General features: G+C 64.2%; 14 protein-coding genes. 8 read left to right on the plus strand and 6 right to left on the minus strand.

Annotated features, from left to right (window positions below; translation table 11 throughout):
* Positions 1-2: 2 nt before the first annotated feature.
* Both miaA and H9K76_RS06045 read right to left on the minus strand, forming a co-directional pair.
* Positions 3-983: a tRNA (adenosine(37)-N6)-dimethylallyltransferase MiaA gene (gene miaA / locus H9K76_RS06040; RefSeq protein ID WP_187598757.1), complete on the minus strand. Its 981-nt coding sequence runs from the start codon at positions 981-983 to the stop codon at positions 3-5.
* Positions 984-1,087: 104 nt separating this feature from the next.
* Positions 1,088-1,552 carry an HIT family protein gene (locus H9K76_RS06045; protein ID WP_187598758.1) on the minus strand — a complete coding sequence of 155 codons (465 nt, stop codon included), beginning with the start codon at positions 1,550-1,552 and terminating at the stop codon, positions 1,088-1,090.
* 112 nt (positions 1,553-1,664) lie between these two features.
* On the opposite strand from H9K76_RS06045, the gene H9K76_RS06050 reads away from it, so the two are divergent.
* Complete coding sequence (locus H9K76_RS06050) at positions 1,665-3,026, plus strand: glycerate kinase type-2 family protein (protein ID WP_187598760.1); 1,362 nt, start codon at positions 1,665-1,667, stop codon at positions 3,024-3,026.
* Positions 3,027-3,155: 129 nt separating this feature from the next.
* On the opposite strand, the gene H9K76_RS06055 is transcribed toward H9K76_RS06050, so the two are convergent.
* Positions 3,156-4,181, minus strand: a complete 1,026-nt coding sequence (locus H9K76_RS06055) for a porin (RefSeq protein WP_187598762.1) — start codon at positions 4,179-4,181, stop codon at positions 3,156-3,158.
* A gap of 265 nt (positions 4,182-4,446) precedes the next feature.
* Between H9K76_RS06055 and H9K76_RS06060 the strand changes: the two genes are divergently transcribed.
* The 3 genes from H9K76_RS06060 (at position 4,447) to H9K76_RS06070 (ending at position 9,371) form a co-directional block, all read left to right on the plus strand.
* A complete protein-coding gene (locus H9K76_RS06060) occupies positions 4,447-5,070 on the plus strand; it encodes a Crp/Fnr family transcriptional regulator (protein WP_187598764.1) in 624 nt (207 codons plus the stop codon).
* Positions 5,071-5,608: 538 nt separating this feature from the next.
* Positions 5,609-6,331: a class I SAM-dependent methyltransferase gene (locus H9K76_RS06065; protein WP_187598766.1), complete on the plus strand. Its 723-nt coding sequence runs from the start codon at positions 5,609-5,611 to the stop codon at positions 6,329-6,331.
* Between the two features lie 949 nt (positions 6,332-7,280).
* On the plus strand, positions 7,281-9,371 hold the full coding sequence (locus H9K76_RS06070; protein WP_246475339.1) for a sensor domain-containing diguanylate cyclase: 2,091 nt from the start codon (positions 7,281-7,283) through the stop codon (positions 9,369-9,371).
* A 19-nt stretch (positions 9,372-9,390) separates the two neighbouring features.
* Here H9K76_RS06070 and H9K76_RS06075 read toward each other — a convergent pair whose 3' ends face one another.
* The 3 genes from H9K76_RS06075 to xdhA all read right to left on the minus strand — a co-directional run bounded on the left by H9K76_RS06075 (position 9,391) and on the right by xdhA (position 14,573).
* The gene (locus tag H9K76_RS06075) at positions 9,391-10,632 is read right to left on the minus strand and encodes a multidrug effflux MFS transporter (protein ID WP_187598768.1); all 1,242 of its coding nucleotides are present in this window, start codon (positions 10,630-10,632) and stop codon (positions 9,391-9,393) included.
* 93 nt (positions 10,633-10,725) lie between these two features.
* Positions 10,726-13,068, minus strand: coding sequence for a xanthine dehydrogenase molybdopterin binding subunit (gene xdhB / locus H9K76_RS06080; RefSeq protein WP_187598770.1), 2,343 nt, complete (start codon positions 13,066-13,068; stop codon positions 10,726-10,728).
* Positions 13,065-14,573, minus strand: coding sequence for a xanthine dehydrogenase small subunit (xdhA, locus tag H9K76_RS06085; RefSeq protein ID WP_187598772.1), 1,509 nt, complete (start codon positions 14,571-14,573; stop codon positions 13,065-13,067). The genes xdhB and xdhA overlap by 4 nt, the downstream gene beginning before the upstream one ends.
* A 256-nt stretch (positions 14,574-14,829) precedes the next feature.
* On the opposite strand from xdhA, the gene H9K76_RS06090 reads away from it, so the two are divergent.
* From H9K76_RS06090 to H9K76_RS06105, 4 genes are all read left to right on the plus strand, one after another.
* Positions 14,830-15,762 (plus strand): LysR family transcriptional regulator, encoded by a 933-nt coding sequence (locus tag H9K76_RS06090; protein ID WP_187598774.1) that lies wholly within the window; start codon positions 14,830-14,832, stop codon positions 15,760-15,762.
* A gap of 288 nt (positions 15,763-16,050) precedes the next feature.
* Positions 16,051-17,565 (plus strand): ABC transporter ATP-binding protein, encoded by a 1,515-nt coding sequence (locus H9K76_RS06095; protein ID WP_187598776.1) that lies wholly within the window; start codon positions 16,051-16,053, stop codon positions 17,563-17,565.
* Positions 17,552-18,643 carry an ABC transporter permease gene (locus H9K76_RS06100; RefSeq protein WP_187598778.1) on the plus strand — a complete coding sequence of 364 codons (1,092 nt, stop codon included), beginning with the start codon at positions 17,552-17,554 and terminating at the stop codon, positions 18,641-18,643. Before H9K76_RS06095 ends, H9K76_RS06100 begins: the two co-directional genes overlap by 14 nt.
* Entirely contained in the window at positions 18,643-19,563 is a 921-nt protein-coding gene (locus H9K76_RS06105; protein ID WP_187598780.1) for an ABC transporter permease, read from the plus strand. Before H9K76_RS06100 ends, H9K76_RS06105 begins: the two co-directional genes overlap by 1 nt.
* Positions 19,564-19,571 lie beyond the last annotated feature (8 nt).

Here is a 19,571-nt window from a genome sequence, read left to right on the forward strand (position 1 = left end):
CCTCAACGGAAGGCTCCGGCGGGACCCACGCGTGCGACGATGGCCTGTACCAGCGTGTGCGTCGCTCCCGGCCGGTCGCATGCGACGACATGGCGCAGGGGCATGCTGCGCAGCCAGGTGATCTGGCGCTTGGCGAGCTGGCGGGTGGCCGCGATGCCGCGTTCGGCGAGCGTGGCCATCGGCTGCGTGCCGTCCAGGGATTCCCATGCCTGGCGATAACCGACGCAGCGCATCGACGGCAGCTCGGGATTCAGGTCGCCGCGCGCGCGCAGAGCCTTCACCTCCTCAAGAAAGCCCTGTGAGAGCATGAGGTGGAAACGCTGGGCAATGCGCTCGTGCAGCCAGGCCCGGTCGTCGGGTTCGAGCGAATACAGCGCATCGGGCGCGAGCGGGCCGTGGCTGGACCGGTTGGACTGGCGCGAATGAAAGCTCGACAGGGGCTGGCCGGAAACGTGCCAGACCTCGAGCGCGCGCTGGATGCGCTGGCTGTCGCCGGGCGCCAGCCGCGTAGCGGTGACGGGATCGACCTTCGCGAGCTCGGCGTGCATTGCGGGCCAGCCGATGGCCGCGGCCTGCGCGTCCAGTCTCTCGCGCACCTGCATGTCGGCGGCCGGCATGTCGTCGATGCCGTCGATCAGCGCCTTGAAATACAGCATGGTGCCTCCCACCAGCACGGGCAGCGCACCACGCGTCCGGATTTCCGCGATCAGCCGTGTGGCGTCTGCCACGAACTCGGCGGCGCTGTAGGCGGCAAGCGGGTCGAGGATGTCGATGAGGTGGTGCGGCACCTGCGCCAATTCATCGCGAGTGGGCTTGGCGGTGCCGATGTCCATGCCGCGATAGACCAGCGCGGAGTCCACGCTGATGATTTCCACCGGCATGTGGCCGGCAAGTCTGTGCGCCAGTTCCAGCGCCGCGGCGGTCTTGCCGGAAGCGGTGGGTCCGGCGATGGCAATGCAGGACGGAGGGAGCGGATCGGTCATGCCGCCATTGTCGCGCAGCGTGGCGGCACGAAATGCAGCGACAGGTGCAAATGGCCATGGGCCATTGGTTGTTGGCAATTACCCATTGGCGTGCAGGGATCAGGTCATGGCGTGTCGGCATCCGCCAGATCCGCCGCAGCAGCCTTCAGCCGCGCCGCATAATCGGCGAGCACGGTGGCGGGCGGCTCCTTGCGTGGCCAGGTGAGTTCGATGCCGTCGCCTTCGTGCCGGGGCACGACATGGATGTGGAAGTGCCCCACGGTCTGCCCACCGGCAGCGCCATTGGCCTGCAGCAGCGTCAGCCCGGCGGAAGGGAACGCCGCCTGCGCCGCGAGCGCCATGCGGCGGCTGGTTCGCATGACGGCGCCGGCTTCCTCTTCGGTCAGCTCGAACAGATTGGCGGCGTGGCGCCGCGTGGCCACCAGCATATGGCCGGGATTGACCTGGCCGATGTCCATGAAGGTGATGGTCAACTCGTCCTCGTGCACGATGGCCGCGGGAATCTCGCGGGCGACAAGCCGGCAGAAGATGCACTGGCCGGGCGGGGACGTGTCTACGAAGTTCGGCATTCGGGTCTCCTGGGAGTGGTTGTTTCCGTCCGAGTCTACGCAATGTGGAAAGTGCGTGGACAGTGATGCCGGCGACAGCGGATTTTCTCGTGCAGCTTCGTACAATTTGCGCATGCCATCCCATCCAGCCTTCATCTCCCTCGAATCCATCGCGGCTGTGCCTGCGCCGGATTTCCGTCGCGATCCTCGCGGCTTCCTGCTCTCGCTGTACGCCGTTGCGGTGCGCAGGGCGCAGCCACTGCATACGCTCAAGGAGCATCTGCCTGCGCCCCCGAAAGGCCGCACGGTCGTGATCGGTGCCGGAAAGGCCGGTGCCGCGATGGCGCAGGCGGTGGAAGCGCTGTGGCCCGCGGACGCGCCGCTGTCGGGGCTGGTCGTGACGCGCTACGGCCATATTCCCGAGCGCCCCGATGGCCTGGCGGAGCGTATCGAGGTGGTGGAGGCCGCGCATCCGGTTCCCGATGCGGCGGGGTTGGAAGCGGCTCGGCGCATCCTGAAGACGGTGCAGGGACTGACGGCCGATGACCTGGTGCTGTGCCTGATTTCGGGTGGCGGCTCGGCGTTGCTCACCCTGCCTGCAGAAGGTCTCACGCTCGCCGACAAGCAGGCGATCAACCGGGCGCTGCTGGAGAGCGGAGCGAACATCGCCGAGATGAACTGCGTGCGCAAGCATCTCTCGCGCATCAAGGGCGGAAGGCTTGCGGCAGCCTGCGCGCCCGCGCAGGTCGTCACGCTGACCATCAGCGACGTGCCGGGCGACGATCCTGCGATCATCGCAAGCGGGCCGACCGTGGCCGACGCAACCACATGCGCCGATGCGCTGGCCATCCTGCAGCGTTATGCGATCACCATTCCGCAAGAGGTGCGCGAACAGCTGGAGCGCGGTGAACTCGAGACACCCAAGCCGGGCGATGCGGCCTTTGAGGGCCATGGCGTGCACCTGATTGCAACCCCGCAGCAGTCGCTCGATGCCGCAGCTGCCGCGGTGCGCGCGGCCGGGCTAGCAGTCCATGTGCTGAGCGACGAGATCGAGGGCGAGTCGCGCGATGTGGGACGGGTCCATGCCGCGCTGGCGCGGGCTGCGAGCCGGGGCGGAGAACCCTTCCGTGCGCCCTGCGTGATCCTGAGCGGTGGCGAGACGACGGTGACGATCCGGCCGCAGCCTGCCGGAGCGCCCAGGGGCCGCGGCGGCCGTGCCGGCGAGTTCTGCCTGGGACTGGCGCAGGCGCTGCAGGCGCGGCAGGGTGTCTGGGCGCTGGCCGCCGATACCGACGGCATCGACGGAGTCGAGGACAACGCGGGCGCCTTCGTGACGCCGGACTCCCTCTCGCGCGCAGAGGCGGCGGGGTACAAGGTGGCGGATGCGCTGGATCGCAACGACGCCTACGGCTATTTCGCGGCCATCGGTGACCTGCTCGTCACCGGACCGACCAACACCAATGTGAACGACTTCCGCGCCATCCTCGTGCTCTGAGCGCGCGGGCGGTCCAGAAAGCACAACGCGCGCAGACTCCGGGGAGGTGAGCGCGCGCAGGCCTTGGAGGGCTCGTCGAGCGGCCCCTCGCGAAGGCCGCCCGATGATGGTGTTCGGACGGTCGCCGGATCAGAAGCGGTGGCGGATGCCGATGCCGAAGCTGGTGCCGGCGTCGTAGTGGGTGATCTTGTCGTTCATGACCATGCCGTACACATCGGTGCGCTTGGACAGGTTGTAGTCATAGCCTACGGTCAACGTCTTGCGGTTCGTGTCCGCACCGGAGAGCTTGGTCTGGGCCCAGGAGCCGATCACCTTGCCGGCGCCCACCGGCACGGATGCACCGATCTGCAGCGTCTTGGCCTTCACGTCGGTATTGTCGGCCTTGGACTCGCCGTATGTCAGGTAGGGCTTGACCATGTTGAAGTCGTAGGCGCCGCCCATCATCCACGCGGTCTTGGTGGTTCCCAGGTAGTCGCCCGAGCCGGGATTGGAGATCTGCGCGCGCTCATAGAAGCCGGTCAGCATCAGCGGGCCGCCGAAGTAGAAGAAGTTGGCACCAACGTTCTTCTTGTTCTTGTCGTCGCCGGTTTTTTCACCGAACTGGTACTGCAGGTTGGCCTTGAAGCCGCCGATGTCTGGCGTGCTGTAGACCAGTTGGTTGCTCCAGCCCGTGTCGGCCGGCGTGGTGGCCTTCCAGCCGGTCTGGTTGAACAGGGGAACGTTCATGTGCAGGATCAGCGGAGCGAAGACGAACGAGTCGCCCAGCGGGTTGGCCAGCACGGAAGGAAGGAAGTTGGGCGCCATCCAGCGGCCCAGCATCACGGAACCGAAGCCGCCCGACAGGCTGACGTTCGCATCGCGCGAGAAGAAGGTGTCGTTCGGGAAGCGGCCCTGCGTGCCGGTATCGGTCTGCAGGAACGAGGTCAACTGGAAGCTGGCCTTGAGGCCGCTGCCGAGGTCTTCGGTGCCGGTGAAGCCGAACCAGGACGTGGTCAGGCCGCCGCTGTTCACGACGTTGGTGCGGCCGGCATCACCTGCCATTTTCATGGAGCCGACGTAGATATCGCTGATGCCGGTGAGCTTGACCGAGCTCTGGGCGAATGCACCTGTGGTGCAGCAAAGTGCGGCCGCAAAGGCCAGCATATTTTTTTTCATGAGTTCTCCTGCTGTGAAGTTAGGCCGCCATGGGGATGGCGCATGTCGCTCCCGTCATCGGACTCCCCAATAGATGACGAAAATGTGTCGACGGGGCAGATTGTCGAAAAGCAAACATCGTGCCGCCAGTTTTTTTTGAGTTTTTCTCGTGAAGTGTTGTTTGTTACGCACCACTAAGGGGATCTGCCCATCCCCGATGCCTGGGAACATGTGTTTTGACTTGTCTCAATATCGAAGACGGGTGCGGGCTGCAAAGTACGGCCCCATGGTCCCATTGTCCTCATTCCATTCTGCGAACCTGCCGGAAATCGTCCAAGCTGGCCGTGTGCTGCGTGAACGCTCGCAGCGTCCTGACAGCGTGATCTATCTGGATAGCGGCCGGGTGCTTTTCGGACTCCTCGAGTCCGGTCAACTTCGCCACCAGCTCGGCATGGTGGAGGGGCCGGTGTGGCTCGACGTAGCGCCTGTGCTCATGGAACAGCCCTATCCATTGGACATCGTGGCCGACACCCAGGTGAGCCTTCGCCGCATCACGCTGGTCGAATTCCGCCAAGCCTATGCCGCGCTCAATCCCGAGACGCAGACCCTCATCCGAGACATGGCCGCCGGCTACTTCCAGCAGACCGAACTGGCCGTGAGCCGCCTGGCCCAGGACGCGGAGGCCCGCTGCGCGCAATGGCTGCTGCGCCATGCGGCACCTGCCGCGGATGGCAGCCTGCAGGTCACGCTGCAGCAGCGCAAGCGTCTGATTGCCGCCCAACTGGGCATTGCGCCGGAAACCTTCTCCAGGGTGCTTCGCCATCTGCGAGAGCATGGCCTGATTGCCGGAACAGGCAATGTCCTGAGCCTGCCCCAGCCAACCGCACTGCAGAACGTGGCGCGCTGCTGAAAGTGCCTGTTCAAGAGGTGCAGAAGAGGGCTGCTCTCCGAACCTTGTCTTGGACATTCTTCAATCGAGAAATCGAGTGACGATGGGGCATGCATACATCACGCAGTCACCGGCCGTTTGCATGTCCTGACCATCATCTTCTCGCTCGGGCCCAGGAAGCGACTTCGTCGCTTGAGGCTGGTTTCGCCCCGACAGACTCTCGCGGGCATCGCTCAGGCGAGAGTGATCCGATGGAGAAAAAATCGGATGCGTAATGCACTGATTAACGAAAATTATTACAAACTAATTTCTTTTAATTAATCAATAAAATCTATATTTTATTGGGTATGAGCACCCTGTGTTGCATTTTTTGGGTCTCAGGAAGTTTTGTGGATTTTGATAGTTATTATTTTTTTAATTTTCCGGAGATGCAGCTACCATCCGATTGTTTTAAGAGCGTTTGGTGCGAATTTTTGAAAAATTATCATTCTTGTGATTGATTGAAAATTGATATCGAATGCTTGTCGTTAAATTTTAGATCAACTGTCAAGCTAGAAATATGAATCCAATAACGGGAAGCGATTTGCCGCGGGATGTGGTTGAAAAAATAGCGTCTCTGTTTGAAGGAAGCTATGTGCCAGAAAATCCGAAAGAGGATGCCCAATTGCGTGAACTCGCATTTTGGCGATGGGTTGCGTACGAGGGCTATGAGGGAAAAAATCCAGAGCAATTTGTCGCGTTTCAGCGTGATTTAATGAGAGGGTGCTTTGATAGCACAGGGTGGGATGTGGAGATGTTCTCCAAAAGCACCGTATTTGAGTTGGGTTGCGGCCCCTTGGGTATGATAGAAACGATACCTGCCGCGAGTCGCTGGGCTTTTGATCCGAACAATGAATACTATGGATCACTTTTTGGAAAGGTTCGCGAGAAATCTATTGTTCATCTTTCAGATGTATCCCAGATGAATGATGTGCCTCTGGTTGATCTGGGTATCTGTTTCAATGTGCTGGATCACACGGATGATGCGGCGCATTGGTTTCGTCTCTTCTTCTCAAAAATCAGGCCGGGCGGACGGTTTATTCTTCAAGTCAATACGGTCAAAGAGGACTTTCCTCGTACCGAGGAGCATTGCAAGATGCATCCATCTCCATTGACCCGTGAGCAGGTCGAATCATTGGTGGCCGAGGTCAGTGCCAGTAATTCGAGGCTGTACAAGGAAGAACCGTCCCCAGATAATGAGTTCTATCTGATGATCTGGGGCAAGAAGCTCTTGGCCGGTTAGATGGATGAAGGAACTGATATTGGCATCAGTTTCCATTCTGAAAAATTCCACCAAGGAGGTGGGCGCTCTGCTCGGAACCGCTGATCAAAGTGGTTCGGCGGGTGTTCTGGCATCGCTTGTCGCTACGCGCACGCGATCGGTTCGAATCGACTCGCGAGGAGGCTTTCCAACGTGCCGCGAATGCTTGTCGAGGCAATCTTTCAGGGCTTCAAACAGCGATCCAACTTCGCTTGGGCGACTGGCCAGCCTGAGGAGCTGGGTGGCCCGGACACTTCCTTGGCATCGCGTTCTATAGCCCTCCCTATTTCTTGCACTCGCCGCGCCTCGTCGGCCGTGACCCTTATGCGCCCTCGGTGTTGACGCCCGCGCGCACATAGGCTTCGAGAAGAGGGTATTCGATTCTTCAAAAACCCATATCCGTGTGAAAGATGGAGGCGGCCCTCGCAAGAATCGGCGCCGCTCAAGGGTCCCTCCGCATGGACGCGTCAATCGTGTTTTGTGCTTCATTGCAGAAGTCGGCAATTGGCCGGTGTTGGCCGGTGCTGCACAGGGACTCATACCGCCTCGAGTCACTGAATATAGTTTGATGGACCTTTAGGCGCTGATAGCTTTTGCTGCGGGCAATTGCTGGTCGTCAAAAAAATGGTGCGATCAGCGGCACACTTGAAACCCGCATGGACAGGGGCTTTCCGCTTTGGGGAACGCCTGCGTGGCGTTGTTCGAGCGCTCTCATGAGGGGCCTGGAAACCATTCGCAACACTTGCGAAGGCCTGCTAAGGGATTTCGCTGAATCGGGTAGTAATCCCAACCAGCTGCGCGACAGGGCAACCGTATATTGATCAGCGAAGACGTGGCGTGTGTCCATGTTGTGTGACCCAACGGTTGTCATGAACTTCATCGCCATTGCATATCGATTGTTTGCCGCAGAAGAAAGGCAGGCATTGCCGACATGAGACATCCCGCGCCCGCGCCGACCGAGCACGACGATCCGGACTCCGAGATCGACGGAACACTCCTGTCGGAGCTCCATGTGCCGGGTCCGCTGGTTCGCCGCATGATGCTGATTGCCCTGTTGTGCGTGGCACTGGCGGGCGGGCTGGCGGCCTGGGTGATCTCGCACGCATCGGGGGAAGAGATGACCGAGCGCCTCGTGCGGCAGCAGACCGACGAGGTGGAGCTCGTGGCGCGCCTGCTGGCCAGCAAGGTCGAGCAGAGCCAGAAGGTGCTCGGTACCGTGGCCGAGGGCATCACGCCGCAGATGCTGCAGTCGCCCTCGCTGCTCGAATGGGTGCTGAAGCAGGGGCTGCCCGCTGTACGTTTCTTCGATGCCATGGAGATCGCGCGTGCGGACGGCCGCCTGATTCTGAACCTGCAGAGTGGAAAGATGGAGCCCGCGGCCAGCGTGGACATGGACGAGCGGGACATCCTGCTGCGCACCATGGTGCAGGGCAAGCCGCTGGTTTCGGGCGTGCTCGGCACGGCGGCTGCGTCGGCGCGTGTCATGTTCACATTGCCCCTTGTCGCCGACGATGGCAAGGTTGTCGGCGTGGTGGGCGGCGTGCTCCGGCTGCAGTCCCAGGGGCTGCTTCCGCACTCGCTGGGGCTGCCTGCGCGCGACGATTCGCGGCTGATCGTCTTCACATCCGATGGCGTGATTCTTTCGCACCCGCAGCTCGAGCGTGTCATGGGTAATGTGCGCAGCGAGCCCGGGCTGGATAAGGCCTACGCACAGTGGCGTAGTGAGCTCAAGCCTATTTCCACCGGCCGGGGCGATACGGTCGTGGTGCAGGATCGCCTGATCAGCATGGCGGGGGTTCCCATGCCTCAATGGTGGGTGGCCCGAGTGACCGAGTCGCATGCCCTCCTTGCTCCGTTGCACGGAACGCATCGCAGCATCTGGTGGACCGCGGCAGCCTGCGTGACCGCCGTCGGCCTGCTGGCGATGCTGGCGATGGCCTGGGTGGCCGCGCCGCTCACGCGACTGCACCGGCGCGCGCAGTCGATCCTGCTGACGCAGGGCTTGCCGGACAGCCAGCCCCCCACTTCGGCCGAGTCGGATCTGCTGAGCGGTGCGCTCGATCATCTCGAGGCGCAGCAACTGCACCATGGCCATCAGGCCGAGTTCTCGCGGCTGCAGCTGCAGGGCATCCTCGAGCAGGCGCCCGTGGGCATCGTCATCACGCGCAATGATCAGCTGGAGCTGCTCAGCCAGCAGGCCAGCCTGATGCTGGGCTTCTCCCGTGCCGAGCTGGAGGGCCAACTGGTCAAGCGGCTGTTCGCGGACGAAGCGCAGTTCGAAACACTGGAGCGCCAGATGCGCGAGGGGGCCATCACGCGCGGCGGCTACGAAGGCGAATTCGCCCTGCGACGCAAGGATGGCAGCCTGCTGTGGGCGCGTGTGCTGGGCCGGATGGCCTTTGACCGCACATCGGCGATGGCGGCGGTCTGGGTGCTGGAGGACATGGCGACCACGCATGAGGAGCGCCACAGTCCCCAATGGAGCCGTTCGCACGATGCGCTGACCAACCTGCCCAACCGCACGGCCTTCCTCGAGCGCCTGAAGGCGCAGCTGGTCCGCAATGCCGAGCTGGCCAGGGCCGAGCAGCTGTCCGCGGGCAGCGGGGTGGCGCTGCTGTTCATTGACGTGGACCACTTCACCCTGGTGAACGACAGGCTGGGCCATGAGGCCGGGGACATGTTGCTCAAGCAGTTTTCCAGTCTGCTCGAGGAATTGGTGCGGCACGTGGGCTGGGCTGCGCGGCTGGGCGGCGACGAGTTTGCCGTGGTGCTGCCCGACTGCACGGCCGCGAGGGCCGAAATGATTGCGGAGCACATCCGCGCTTCGGTCGAGGAGTGGGAGTTCGTCTACGAGGGAGAGGCGTCGATCACCACGGTCAGCATCGGCATCGTGGTGGCGCCGGCCGACCTGGAAGAGGTCACGCCATGGCTGCGTGCGGCCGACATGGCCTGCTACTACGCCAAGCGGGCGGGGCGCAATCGCGTGGTGGTCCGCGAGGTGGCGGACAAGGCGTCCGCCTGACCCGGCCTGAAGAGGTGCCTCAGTCCTGGGCGTCTGCGGCGCGCGTGGTGCGGTTGTCGCCGCCCAGCGTGATCCAGGTGAGCAGCACCCCGCACAGCGCACCCGCCGCCATGCCGATCACCATCGGCAGCGGCTTGCCGTTGGAGAACACGCCCACCACCTGCATCGCCACGGCGCCGGTCAGCATCTGCAGTGTGCCGAGCAGGGCGGATGCCGTGCCCGCGATCTCGCCGTGCTCCTCGAGCGCGAGTACGGACGTGGTCGGGATCACGAGTCCCATCAGTGCACTGGCGACGAAATACAGCCCGATCAACACGGCCAGTTTCTCGCCACCCAGCAGGTAGTAGGCGAGCAGGCTGGCCATCACCACGCCGCTTGCGGACGCGGCGACCTTCACGACGTTCACCAGGCCAAAGCGCTTGCCCAGCGCCCCCGTGAACTGCGCCGATCCGATGAAGGCCACTGCGTTCAGCGCAAACGCCACGCTGTACTGCGTGGTGCTGAGTCCGTAGTGGTTGATCAGCACGAATGGCGAGCCTGCCAGGTAGACGAAGAACCCGGCCAGCGCACATGCGCCGATGAAGACGAGGCCCAGGTAGTGCCAGTCGCGCATCAGCAGGGCATAGGCCTTCAGCGCGTCGGAGACGCTGCTGGACAGGCGCGCCGCAGCGTCCCGCGTTTCTGGCAGGCCGCGCACCATCGCGGCAAGGCCCAGTACGGCGGCCATCGTGACGGCCCAGAAGACGAGCCGCCAGCCACCGATCGCGATCACGCCGCTGCCCGCGAGCGGAGCCAGGATCGGCGACACGCTGAACACCAGCATCAGCAGGGACATCATGCGTGCGGCCTCGTGCCCGGTATGAAGGTCACGCACCACCGCACGCGGGATCGCCATGCCGGCGGCCGCGCCCAGGCCCTGCACGAAGCGCAGGATGACCAGCGTGTGGATGTCCTGGGCAAGTGCGCAGCCGATGCTGGCGAGCACGAAGATCACCAGGCCCAGGTAGAGCGGGTTCTTCCGGCCCCACATGTCCGAGAGCGAGCCGAACACCGGCTGTCCGACGCCCAGTGCAATGAAGAACGCGGTGAGACTGGCCTGCACGGCCCCGACGGGCGCGTCCAGGCTGGCGCCGATCTGGGGCAGCGCGGGCAGGTACATGTCGATGGCGAAGGGGCCGATGGCCGAAAGTAGGCCAAGGATCAGCACCATGCGCAACGAAACAGAGGACGACGAAGACGGGTTGGACGAAGGGACTGACATAGTGGGCGCGATGGTCGCGGAAGAATGGGCGGAGCGGGAGTCGATCCGCGCGCCGGGAAATGGATGGTGCCGGGCCCCCGTGACGACCGGATTTCAGGATCGATTCGTGCCGAGCTTCCCTAGCGCTCGCAGCACGTTTTCTGCGGTCGCGGGAGCGTTGAGCACCACGGATTCGTCTGCTTTGCCGGCGGATGCAATGGCATCGCGCAGTGCCTCGTAGACGCTGATGGCCAGCATGAATGGTGGCTCGCCGACGGCCTTGCTGCCTCCGACGTTGTCCTCGCGGTTGGCTTCGTGCCAGAGCGCGATGTTCAGGTGCCTGGGGATATCGCCGGTGGCGGGAATCTTGTAGGTACTCGGCGCGTGGGTGAGAAGCATACCACCCTCATCCCACACCAGTTGCTCTGTGGTGAGCCAGCCCATGCCCTGCACGAAGCCGCCCTCGATCTGGCCCACGTCGATCGCCGGGTTGATGCTGCGGCCCACGTCGTGCAGGATATCCACCGCGAGAACGCGCGATTCGCCGGTCAGGGTGTCGATCGCTACCTCGGTGCAGGCGGCTCCGTAGGCAAAGTAGTAGAACGGCCGTCCGGTGAGCGTGGTCTTGTCGTAGTGGATCTTGGGCGTGCGGTAGAAGCCGTCGCTCCACAGCTGGATGCGATTGGCATAGGCCTCGCGTACCACGTCATCCCAGTCGCGCACCTGCTTGGGTGTGATGATCTTGCCGCCCGTGAACTGCACGGCTCCGGCGCCCACGGCATCCAGGCCGCTCACGTAGGCGGCCAGGTTGTCGCGGATGTTGCGTGCCGCGAATTGTGCCGCGCGCCCGTTGAGGTCGGTGCCGCTCGAGGCGGCCGTGGCGCTGGCGTTGGGCACCTTGCCTGTGTCGCTGGCAGTGACGATCACGCGCTCGAACGGCACGCCCAGTTCGTCGGCCACGATCTGCGCCACCTTGGTGTGCAGTCCCTGGCCCATTTCGGTGCCGCCATGGTTCACCTGCACGCTGCCGTCCGTATAGACATGCACGAGCGCGCCGGCCTGGTTGAAGAGCGTGGCCGTGAAGCTGATGCCGAACTTGACGGGCGTGATCGCCAGCCCCCGCTTGAGTACGGCGTTGTCCGCATTCCATTCGCTGACCGCCTGCCTGCGGCTGCGGTAGCCGGAAGTCTGCTCCAGCTGCGGCAGCAAGGCGTGCAGGATGTTGTCCTCCACCTTCATCTGGTAGTGGGTGACATTGCGGTCCTCGATGCCGTAGAGATTGCGCATGCGTACGTCGAACGCATCCTGGTTCAGCGCGCGCGCGATGTCGCCGAGAATGGCCTCGATCACAATCACGCCCTGCGGTCCGCCGAAGCCGCGGTAGGCCGTATGGCTCTGCGTGTTGAGCCTGCAGCGCAGCGACGTGATGTCCACGTCCTCCAGGAAATAGGCGTTGTCGCTGTGGAAGACTGCACGGTCGGCGACCGGGCCGGAGAGATCGGCGCTGAACCCGCAGTTGGCCGCGAGCTGCAGCTTCAGGCCGGTGATGCGGCCGGTGTCGTCGAAACCCACGTCATACTCATACTCGAACGGATGACGCTTTCCCGTGATGAGAAAGTCGTCGTCGCGATCGAGGCGCAGCTTCACCGGCTTGCCCGTCTTGTGGGCCGCTATCGCCGCCCACACGGCGAGGTGGCCGGCCTGCGTTTCCTTGCCGCCGAAGCCGCCGCCCATGCGCCGGCATTCCACGCGTACCGCGTTGTTTTCAAGCCCGAGTGCGTGCGCTACCCAGTGCTGCACTTCACCCGGATGCTGCGTGCTCGAATAGATCCACCACTGCTTCTGTTCAAGCGGCAGCGCGTAGGCGATCTGGCCCTCCAGATAGAAGTGCTCCTGTCCACCGACCTCGAGGGTGCCTTGCAGCCGGTGCCTTGCCCGGCCAAGCGCCGCTTGCGCATCGCCGCGGCGTACACGCACCGGCGGCAGCACGTAGCTTTCGGCCGCGATCGCCTGCTTCACCGAAAGCACCGCAGGCAGCGGCGTGATGTCGAGCTTGACGGCACGCGCCGCGCGCCGTGCCTGCATCACGGTCTCCGCGATGACGAGGCCGACCACCTGGCCGGCGAACTGCACCGTATCGATGGCAAAGACCGGCTCGTCATGCGCGAACGCGGCGAGGATTCTGTCTCCGGGGATGTCGTCCGGGAACACCACGTCGCGCACACCGGGCATGGCGAGCGCCGCGCTGGCATCCACCGCGTTGAGCCTGCCATGTGCGACGCGGGAGAGGATCGGCGCGGCGTACAGCGTGCCCTTGATCTCCGCGATGTCATCGATGTAGGCCGCGGCCCCTGCCACCTGCGCACGCGCGCTTTCGTGCGCATGCGATGTGCCCACGGCGGGTCGGTGCTTCTGCAGTGCGCCGCCGTTAAGGAGATTCTTGTCGCGCGTGTTCATGTCGGCACCTCCATGGGTTGCAGGGTGTGCAGGGCAGGGCGCACGGCCGTCTCGCCCGAGTGCTCGAGCCAGAAGCGCCGCAGCAGCGCCCCCAGCACTTCGCGGCGGTAGGCGCTGCTCGCGCGCATGTCGGAGATCGGATTGAACTCGGCCTGCAGCGTCTTGCCGGCCTCGGTCGCAAGGGCCTCGCTCCAGGGCCTGCCGATGAGCACGGCCTCCGTCCCGCGTGCGCGTGCAGGCGTTGCCGCAACGCCTCCCGCGCCAATGCGTGCCCTTGTGACGATCCCGTTCTCGATATCGAGGTTCAGGGCGAGGCAGACCGCGGAGATGTCGTCGTCGAAACGCTTGGAGATCTTGTAGGCGGCCAGCGTCTGGTGGGGTGACGGCATGGGCACGTCGATGGCTGTGAGCAGCTCGCCTTGGGCCAGCAGGTTCTTGCGGTAGCCAACGTAGAAGTCCTCGATCGGCATGCTGCGTTCGCCGCGCGTGCTGGCCAGCGTGATGCCGGCGCCGAGCGCGATCAGCAGCGGCATGGAGTCGCCGATCGGCGAGCCGTTGGCCACGTTGCCGCCGAGCGTGCCGGAGTTGCGCACCGGCATGCCAGCAAAGCGCGAGGCAAAGCGATGCAGCTGCGGCCAGTGCTGTTCGAGCGCATGGAACGCATCGGTCAACGTGACGGCAGCACCAATGCGGATGCGGGTTGCGGAGACCTCGACCTTGCGCAGTTCCCTGGCGCGCGTGACGTCGAGAATCTGCGCGTATTGCCTGTGCATCTTGGTGATCCACAGGCCCACGTCCGTGGTGCCTGCGGCGATGAGTGCATCGGGGTGTGCGGCGCGCGCGGCCAGCAGCTCGTCCAGCGTGTCGGGCGCCATGTAGCCGCTGCCGGGCTCTGCCGCTGCATGCGCCGCGTGCTTCAGCGCGGACAGTTGCGCAAGCAGGTTGCGTTCGTCCACCTGCATGCGCGGCAACGTGCCCATGTGCTGCGCGGCATCGAGAATCGGACGGTAGCCCGTGCAGCGGCACAGGTTGCCCGAGAGTTCCTCCACGGCCACCTCGCGCGTGATCGCGGCGCCCTTGCAGACATGGTTCTGGTACATGCCGAACAGGCTCATCACGAAGCCGGGCGTGCAGAAGCCGCATTGCGAGCCGTGGCAGTCGACCATGGCCTGCTGGGCGGGATGCAGGTCGGGGCTGCTGTGCCTGTCCACGGGCCGGATCATGGGATCGGAGGCCAGGTCTTCCGAGGTCCACAGCGCCATGCCATCGATGGAGTGCGCGAGCCGGATGCAGCTGTTGATGGCCTGGTACTGCACCGCACCGTCGCGCTCGGAGCCCAGCACCACGGTGCAGGCACCGCAGTCGCCTTCGCCGCAGCCTTCCTTGGTGCCAGTGCAGCCCAGGTCTTCACGCAGCACCTCGAGCAGCGTGCGGTCGGGCGCGATGCCCTCTAGCGTCACGGTCTTGCCGCGACGGACGAAGCGCAGGGGGCGGGTGTGGCTCATGGCGGGATCGATCCTGTGGGCTGGATGAAGACTTCCATCTGGGAAAACACTCTCTTAGGGTAAGTGCGGAATGACTCGGCATGCATATGGATGGTGATATACGACCAATGTCTGCAACACTATGTCCCCGCCGCGCACGGTGCGTGCACGGCGCGGGATCGCATCCTGGCCTCCATGGGCCCTATGGCCGGTGACGCCCGCCGCTCCTCCTCGAACAATATAAGCCAATACATATGGCGTGAATGCAGCTCCACGTATGAGAGACCAATACCTTTTCGACAAGATAGACCTCCATCTCATCAGGGTGCTGCATACCGTGCTCATCGAACGAAGCGTATCCAAGGCGGCGATCCGGCTGGGCATGCACCAGCCTGCGGTATCGGCTGCGCTCAAGCGGCTGCGCGACCTCTCGGGCGATCCGTTGCTGGTGCGCTCGGGCGTGAGCATGCTGCCCACCGATACCGCGCTGCGCATGGTGGAGCCGGCGGCCCGCATCCTGCGTTCGGCCGAGGCGCTTTTCTCCGATGCGCGCGGCTTCGACCCACGCACCGCCACGCGCACGTTTCGCGTGATGGCGAACGACTATCTGGATCCGCTGTTCCTGCCCCGGCTTGTGGCACTCATCAAGTCGGAGGCGCCTCTGTGCCCCATCGAGGTGCTTCCGCTGTCGCCCGACGTGCACTACCAGGCGCACCTCGCGCAGGGCGAGGTGGATCTGGTGATCGCCAACTGGCCCAAGCCGCCTGACGACCTGCACCTGGGGCGGCTGTTCTCCGACGACGTGGTCTGCCTGGTGTCGAACGACCATCCCGCCGTGCGCCGGGGCTGGGACCTCGAAGCCTGGCTGGCGGCCGAGCACATCGCACCTACGCCGACCTTTCCGGGCGCCAAGGGCGTGATCGACATACAACTCGACGAGATGGGCCTCACCCGCAACGTCGCTGCGCGCTGCGCGCACTTCAGCATCATTCCCGACATCGTGGCATCGAGCTTGCTTGTGCTGACGACCGGGCGCCAGTTCTGCCAGCGCTATGTAGACCGGCTGCCCGTGACGGTGCTGCCGTGTCCGCTGGAGTTTCCGCCGATCGACTACTACCAGCTCTGGCATTCCCGGTCCCACCATTCCGCCGCGGCGGTCTGGTTGCGCAATGGCGTAAGAACGGTGGCGGAGTCGCTACGAAAAACCTAGGCAGCTTCTACATGGGGAGGTCATGCATGGATGGAAGGACAGGCCGCTTGCGCGGTTCGAGAGGCTCGCCAAGGCGAAAACCGCCGGCACAGCGGTAGCTGTTGCGAGAATTTTCAACGCCGCGCGCGCCGGTTGGAGTCATGCAGGGCTTCGCCGGCCGTCGAGATATGCGGAGTGGGCATGCAATGTCTGTTTTGCGGCATAACCATCAACAACTAAGAGACAATCTCGCGCATGACTTTTTCGGATAAGAATTTTTCACCCTCATCAGTGCCTCGATTGCAACTGATGGGTATTACCAAGCGATACCCTGCCGTTGTTGCTAATAATGCAGTATCGCTTACGGTGCTTCCAGGAGAAGTCCACGCCATTCTGGGCGAGAACGGGGCGGGCAAGTCCACGCTCATGAAGATCATCTATGGCGCGGTGAAGCCCGACGAGGGCGGCATCGTCGTCGACGGCAAGCCGGTGCAGATCCGCAATCCGCAGGAGGCGCGCCAACTGGGCGTCGCCATGGTGTTCCAGCATTTCAGCCTGTTCGACACGTTGACCGTGGCCGAGAACGTCTGGCTGGGACTGGACAAGAGCATCCCGCTGGCCGAAGTGATCCAGCGCGTGGATGCCACCGCCAAGGAATACGGCCTCGAGGTCGACCCGCACCGTCCGGTGCACACGCTTTCGGTGGGCGAGATGCAGCGCGTGGAAATCATCCGTGCGCTGCTGACGCGGCCGCGCGTGCTGATCCTGGACGAGCCCACGTCGGTGCTCACGCCGCAGGCCGTCGAGAAACTGTTCGTCGTGCTGCGCCGCCTTGCCGCCGAAGGTTGCTCGATCCTCTATATCAGCCACAAGCTGCACGAAATCCGCTCGCTGTGCACCGCCTGCACAGTGCTGCGTGGCGGCGTGGTGACGGGGGTATGCAATCCGTCGCAGGAAACCAATGCATCGCTCTCGCGCATGATGATCGGCTCCGAGCCGCCGCAGCTTGAGCACCGTGCCTCCAACGCGGGGCTTGTGGTGCTGAAGGTGAACCGGCTGAGCCTGCCGCGCCTCGACCAGTTCGGCATCGACCTGCAAGGCATCGACTTCGAGGTGCGCGAAGGCGAGGTGGTGGGCATCGCCGGCGTGTCGGGCAACGGCCAGCGCGAGCTGCTGTATGCGCTCTCGGGCGAGGACACGCGGGCGGCGCCCCAGATGATCCAGGTCTCTGGCAAGAACGCGGGCCGCATGGGTCCGGGCCGCAGGCGTACGTTGGGCCTGCATTTCGTTCCAGAGGAGCGCCTGGGGCGCGGCGCCGTGCCAAGCATGAGCCTCGCGCACAACCTGCTGCTTACGCGCAAGACGGCGGTGGGCAAGGGCGGCTGGATCAGCATGGGCAGGCTGCAGTACCAGGCGCGCGACATCATCTCGCGTTTCAACGTGAAGGCCGGAGGGCCGGGCGCCGCCGCGCAGTCGCTGTCGGGCGGCAACCTGCAGAAATTCATTGTCGGCCGCGAGATCGATGCGCAGCCCAGCCTGTTGATCATCTCGCAGCCCACCTGGGGCGTGGACGTGGGTGCCGCGGCACAGATCCACGGCGAGATCCTGAAGCTGCGCGATGCCGGCTGTGCCGTACTGGTGCTCAGCGAGGAGTTGGACGAATTGTTTGAAATATGTGATCGCCTCCATGTGGTGGCCAAGGGGCAGCTTTCGCCCTCGATCCAGCGTGAGGATGCGACCGTGCAGCAGATCGGTGAATGGATGAGCGGCCTGTGGGACCACAGTGCGGCCAGGATGTCGGGAGGCGCGCATGTTCAAGCTTGAGCAACGCCCGCAACCGTCGAGGCACTGGACCTACGGCTCGCCGATCCTCGCGCTCGCCATCACCGTGGTGATCGGCGTGTGCCTGTTCGCGATTCTCGGCAAGGACCCGATCCGCGGCCTCCAGGCCTTCTTCTGGGAGCCAATCAAGTCCGGCTACGCGTTGGCCGAACTCACGATGAAGGCCACGCCGCTGCTGCTGATCGCGCTGGGGCTGGCCGTGTGCTTTCGCTCCAATGTCTGGAACATCGGCGCGGAAGGACAGTTCGTCATCGGCGCGGTGGCCGCAGGCGGCATCGCACTGCTGGCCGACAAGACCACCGGGCCCTGGATCGTTCCCGCCATCCTGGTCGCCGGCATGGTCGGCGGCATGGTCTGGGCGGGCATCGTCGCGCTGCTGCGTGACCGGTTCAACGCCAACGAGATTCTGGTGAGCCTGATGCTGGTGTACGTTGCCACGCTGACGCTTGGCTACCTGGTGTACGGCCCCTGGAAAGATCCGATGGGCTACAACTTCCCGCAGACCAAGATGTTCGAGCGCGTCACCCAGATCCCCAGGCTGGTGCAGGGGCTGCGCATGAATATCGGCGTGATCATCGGTCTCGCCGGGGCCGCGCTGCTGTGGGTGTTCCTGTTCCGCACGCGCGCGGGATTCGCGCTGCAGGTGGGTGGCATCGCTCCGGCGGCTGCCCGCTATGCGGGCTTTTCCTCGCGCCGGGCGCTGTGGACCGCGCTGCTGGTCTCCGGGGCCACGGCAGGTCTTGCCGGCGCGCTCGAGGTGGCAGGGCCGCTCGGCCAGCTCACTCCCTACGTGCCTGCAGGCTACGGTTTTGCCGCGATCATCGTGGCGTTTGTCGGCCGGCTGCATCCCGTCGGCATGGTGTTTTCAGCGATTCTCATGAGCATGTTCTATATCGGCGGTGAACTCGCCCAATCGCGCCTGGGCCTGCCCAAGGCGCTGACCGGGGTGTTCCAGGGCCTGCTGCTGTTCACGCTGCTGGCGTGCGACACGCTGGTGGCCTACCGCGTGCGCTGGATCTCCGGCACCGCAAGGCCTGCTGCTGCGAAGGGAGCACACTGATGGAGTCCTACGCACTGCTCCTGGGCTCGACCCTCTCCGCCGGCACGGTGCTGGCGCTTGCCGCGCTCGGTCTGCTGATCAATGAGAAGTCGGGCATCGTCAACCTCGGCGCGGAAGGCATGATGTTGTGCGCCGCGATCGCCGGATTCGCCACCGTGGTGCATACCGGCAGCACCTGGATCGGTTTCGGTGCAGGCATGCTCACGGGTGCGCTGCTCGCGGGCATCTTCGGCCTGCTGGTGATCTGGCTGAATACCAACCAGTATGCGACGGGCCTGGCGCTCTCGCTGTTCGGTGCTGGCTTCTCGGCCTTCATCGGCCTGAACTACGTGCAGGCCCGCCTGCCCGAGCTGCCGAAGTACGCGATTCCCGGCCTGGCGGACCTGCCCGTGGTGGGGCCGGCGCTGTTCACGCTGCATCCGCTGGTCTACGGCACGGTCGTGATTGCCGCGCTGCTCGTCTGGTTCCTGTACCGCACGCGTGCCGGACTGGTGCTGCGCGCGGTCGGTGAGTCGCCCAGTTCCGCACACGCCCTGGGCTATCCCGTGCGCCGCATCCGCCTGATGGCGGTGATGTTCGGTGGCGCGATGTGCGGCCTTGCCGGTGCCTACATCTCGACGGTCTACACGCCGCTGTGGGTGGAGGGCATGGTCTCCGGCCGCGGCTGGATCGCGCTGGCGCTCACCACCTTCGCGACCTGGCGTCCGGCGCGCGTCCTGCTGGGCGCCTACCTGTTCGGTGGCGTGACGATGCTGCAGTTCCACCTCCAGGCCACGGGCGTGCAGGTGCCCAGCCAGGTGCTCTCCATGCTGCCGTATCTGGCGACCATCGTGGTGCTGGTGCTGATTTCGCGCAATCCCGCGTGGATCCGCGCGAACATGCCAGCCTCGCTGGGTAAGCCGTTCTATCCGGGTTCATAAAGAAGAAT

Origin of the sequence: Diaphorobacter ruginosibacter (assembly GCF_014395975.1) — a bacterium.
GTDB classification, from domain to species: Bacteria; Pseudomonadota; Gammaproteobacteria; order Burkholderiales; family Burkholderiaceae_C; genus Diaphorobacter_A; species Diaphorobacter_A ruginosibacter.

Excerpts from the sequence above, each read along its gene's own strand:
- miaA (WP_187598757.1), bottom strand. The coding sequence starts at position 983 with ATGACCGATCCGCTCCCTCCGTCCTGCATTGCCATCGCCGGACCCACC.
- H9K76_RS06045 (WP_187598758.1), bottom strand. The coding sequence starts at position 1,552 with ATGCCGAACTTCGTAGACACGTCCCCGCCCGGCCAGTGCATCTTCTGC.
- H9K76_RS06050 (WP_187598760.1), top strand. The coding sequence starts at position 1,665 with ATGCCATCCCATCCAGCCTTCATCTCCCTCGAATCCATCGCGGCTGTG.
- H9K76_RS06055 (WP_187598762.1), bottom strand. The coding sequence starts at position 4,181 with ATGAAAAAAAATATGCTGGCCTTTGCGGCCGCACTTTGCTGCACCACA.
- H9K76_RS06060 (WP_187598764.1), top strand. The coding sequence starts at position 4,447 with ATGGTCCCATTGTCCTCATTCCATTCTGCGAACCTGCCGGAAATCGTC.
- H9K76_RS06065 (WP_187598766.1), top strand. The coding sequence starts at position 5,609 with ATGAATCCAATAACGGGAAGCGATTTGCCGCGGGATGTGGTTGAAAAA.
- H9K76_RS06070 (WP_246475339.1), top strand. The coding sequence starts at position 7,281 with ATGAGACATCCCGCGCCCGCGCCGACCGAGCACGACGATCCGGACTCC.
- H9K76_RS06075 (WP_187598768.1), bottom strand. The coding sequence starts at position 10,632 with ATGTCAGTCCCTTCGTCCAACCCGTCTTCGTCGTCCTCTGTTTCGTTG.
- xdhB (WP_187598770.1), bottom strand. The coding sequence starts at position 13,068 with ATGAACACGCGCGACAAGAATCTCCTTAACGGCGGCGCACTGCAGAAG.
- xdhA (WP_187598772.1), bottom strand. The coding sequence starts at position 14,573 with ATGAGCCACACCCGCCCCCTGCGCTTCGTCCGTCGCGGCAAGACCGTG.
- H9K76_RS06090 (WP_187598774.1), top strand. The coding sequence starts at position 14,830 with ATGAGAGACCAATACCTTTTCGACAAGATAGACCTCCATCTCATCAGG.
- H9K76_RS06095 (WP_187598776.1), top strand. The coding sequence starts at position 16,051 with ATGGGTATTACCAAGCGATACCCTGCCGTTGTTGCTAATAATGCAGTA.
- H9K76_RS06100 (WP_187598778.1), top strand. The coding sequence starts at position 17,552 with ATGTTCAAGCTTGAGCAACGCCCGCAACCGTCGAGGCACTGGACCTAC.
- H9K76_RS06105 (WP_187598780.1), top strand. The coding sequence starts at position 18,643 with ATGGAGTCCTACGCACTGCTCCTGGGCTCGACCCTCTCCGCCGGCACG.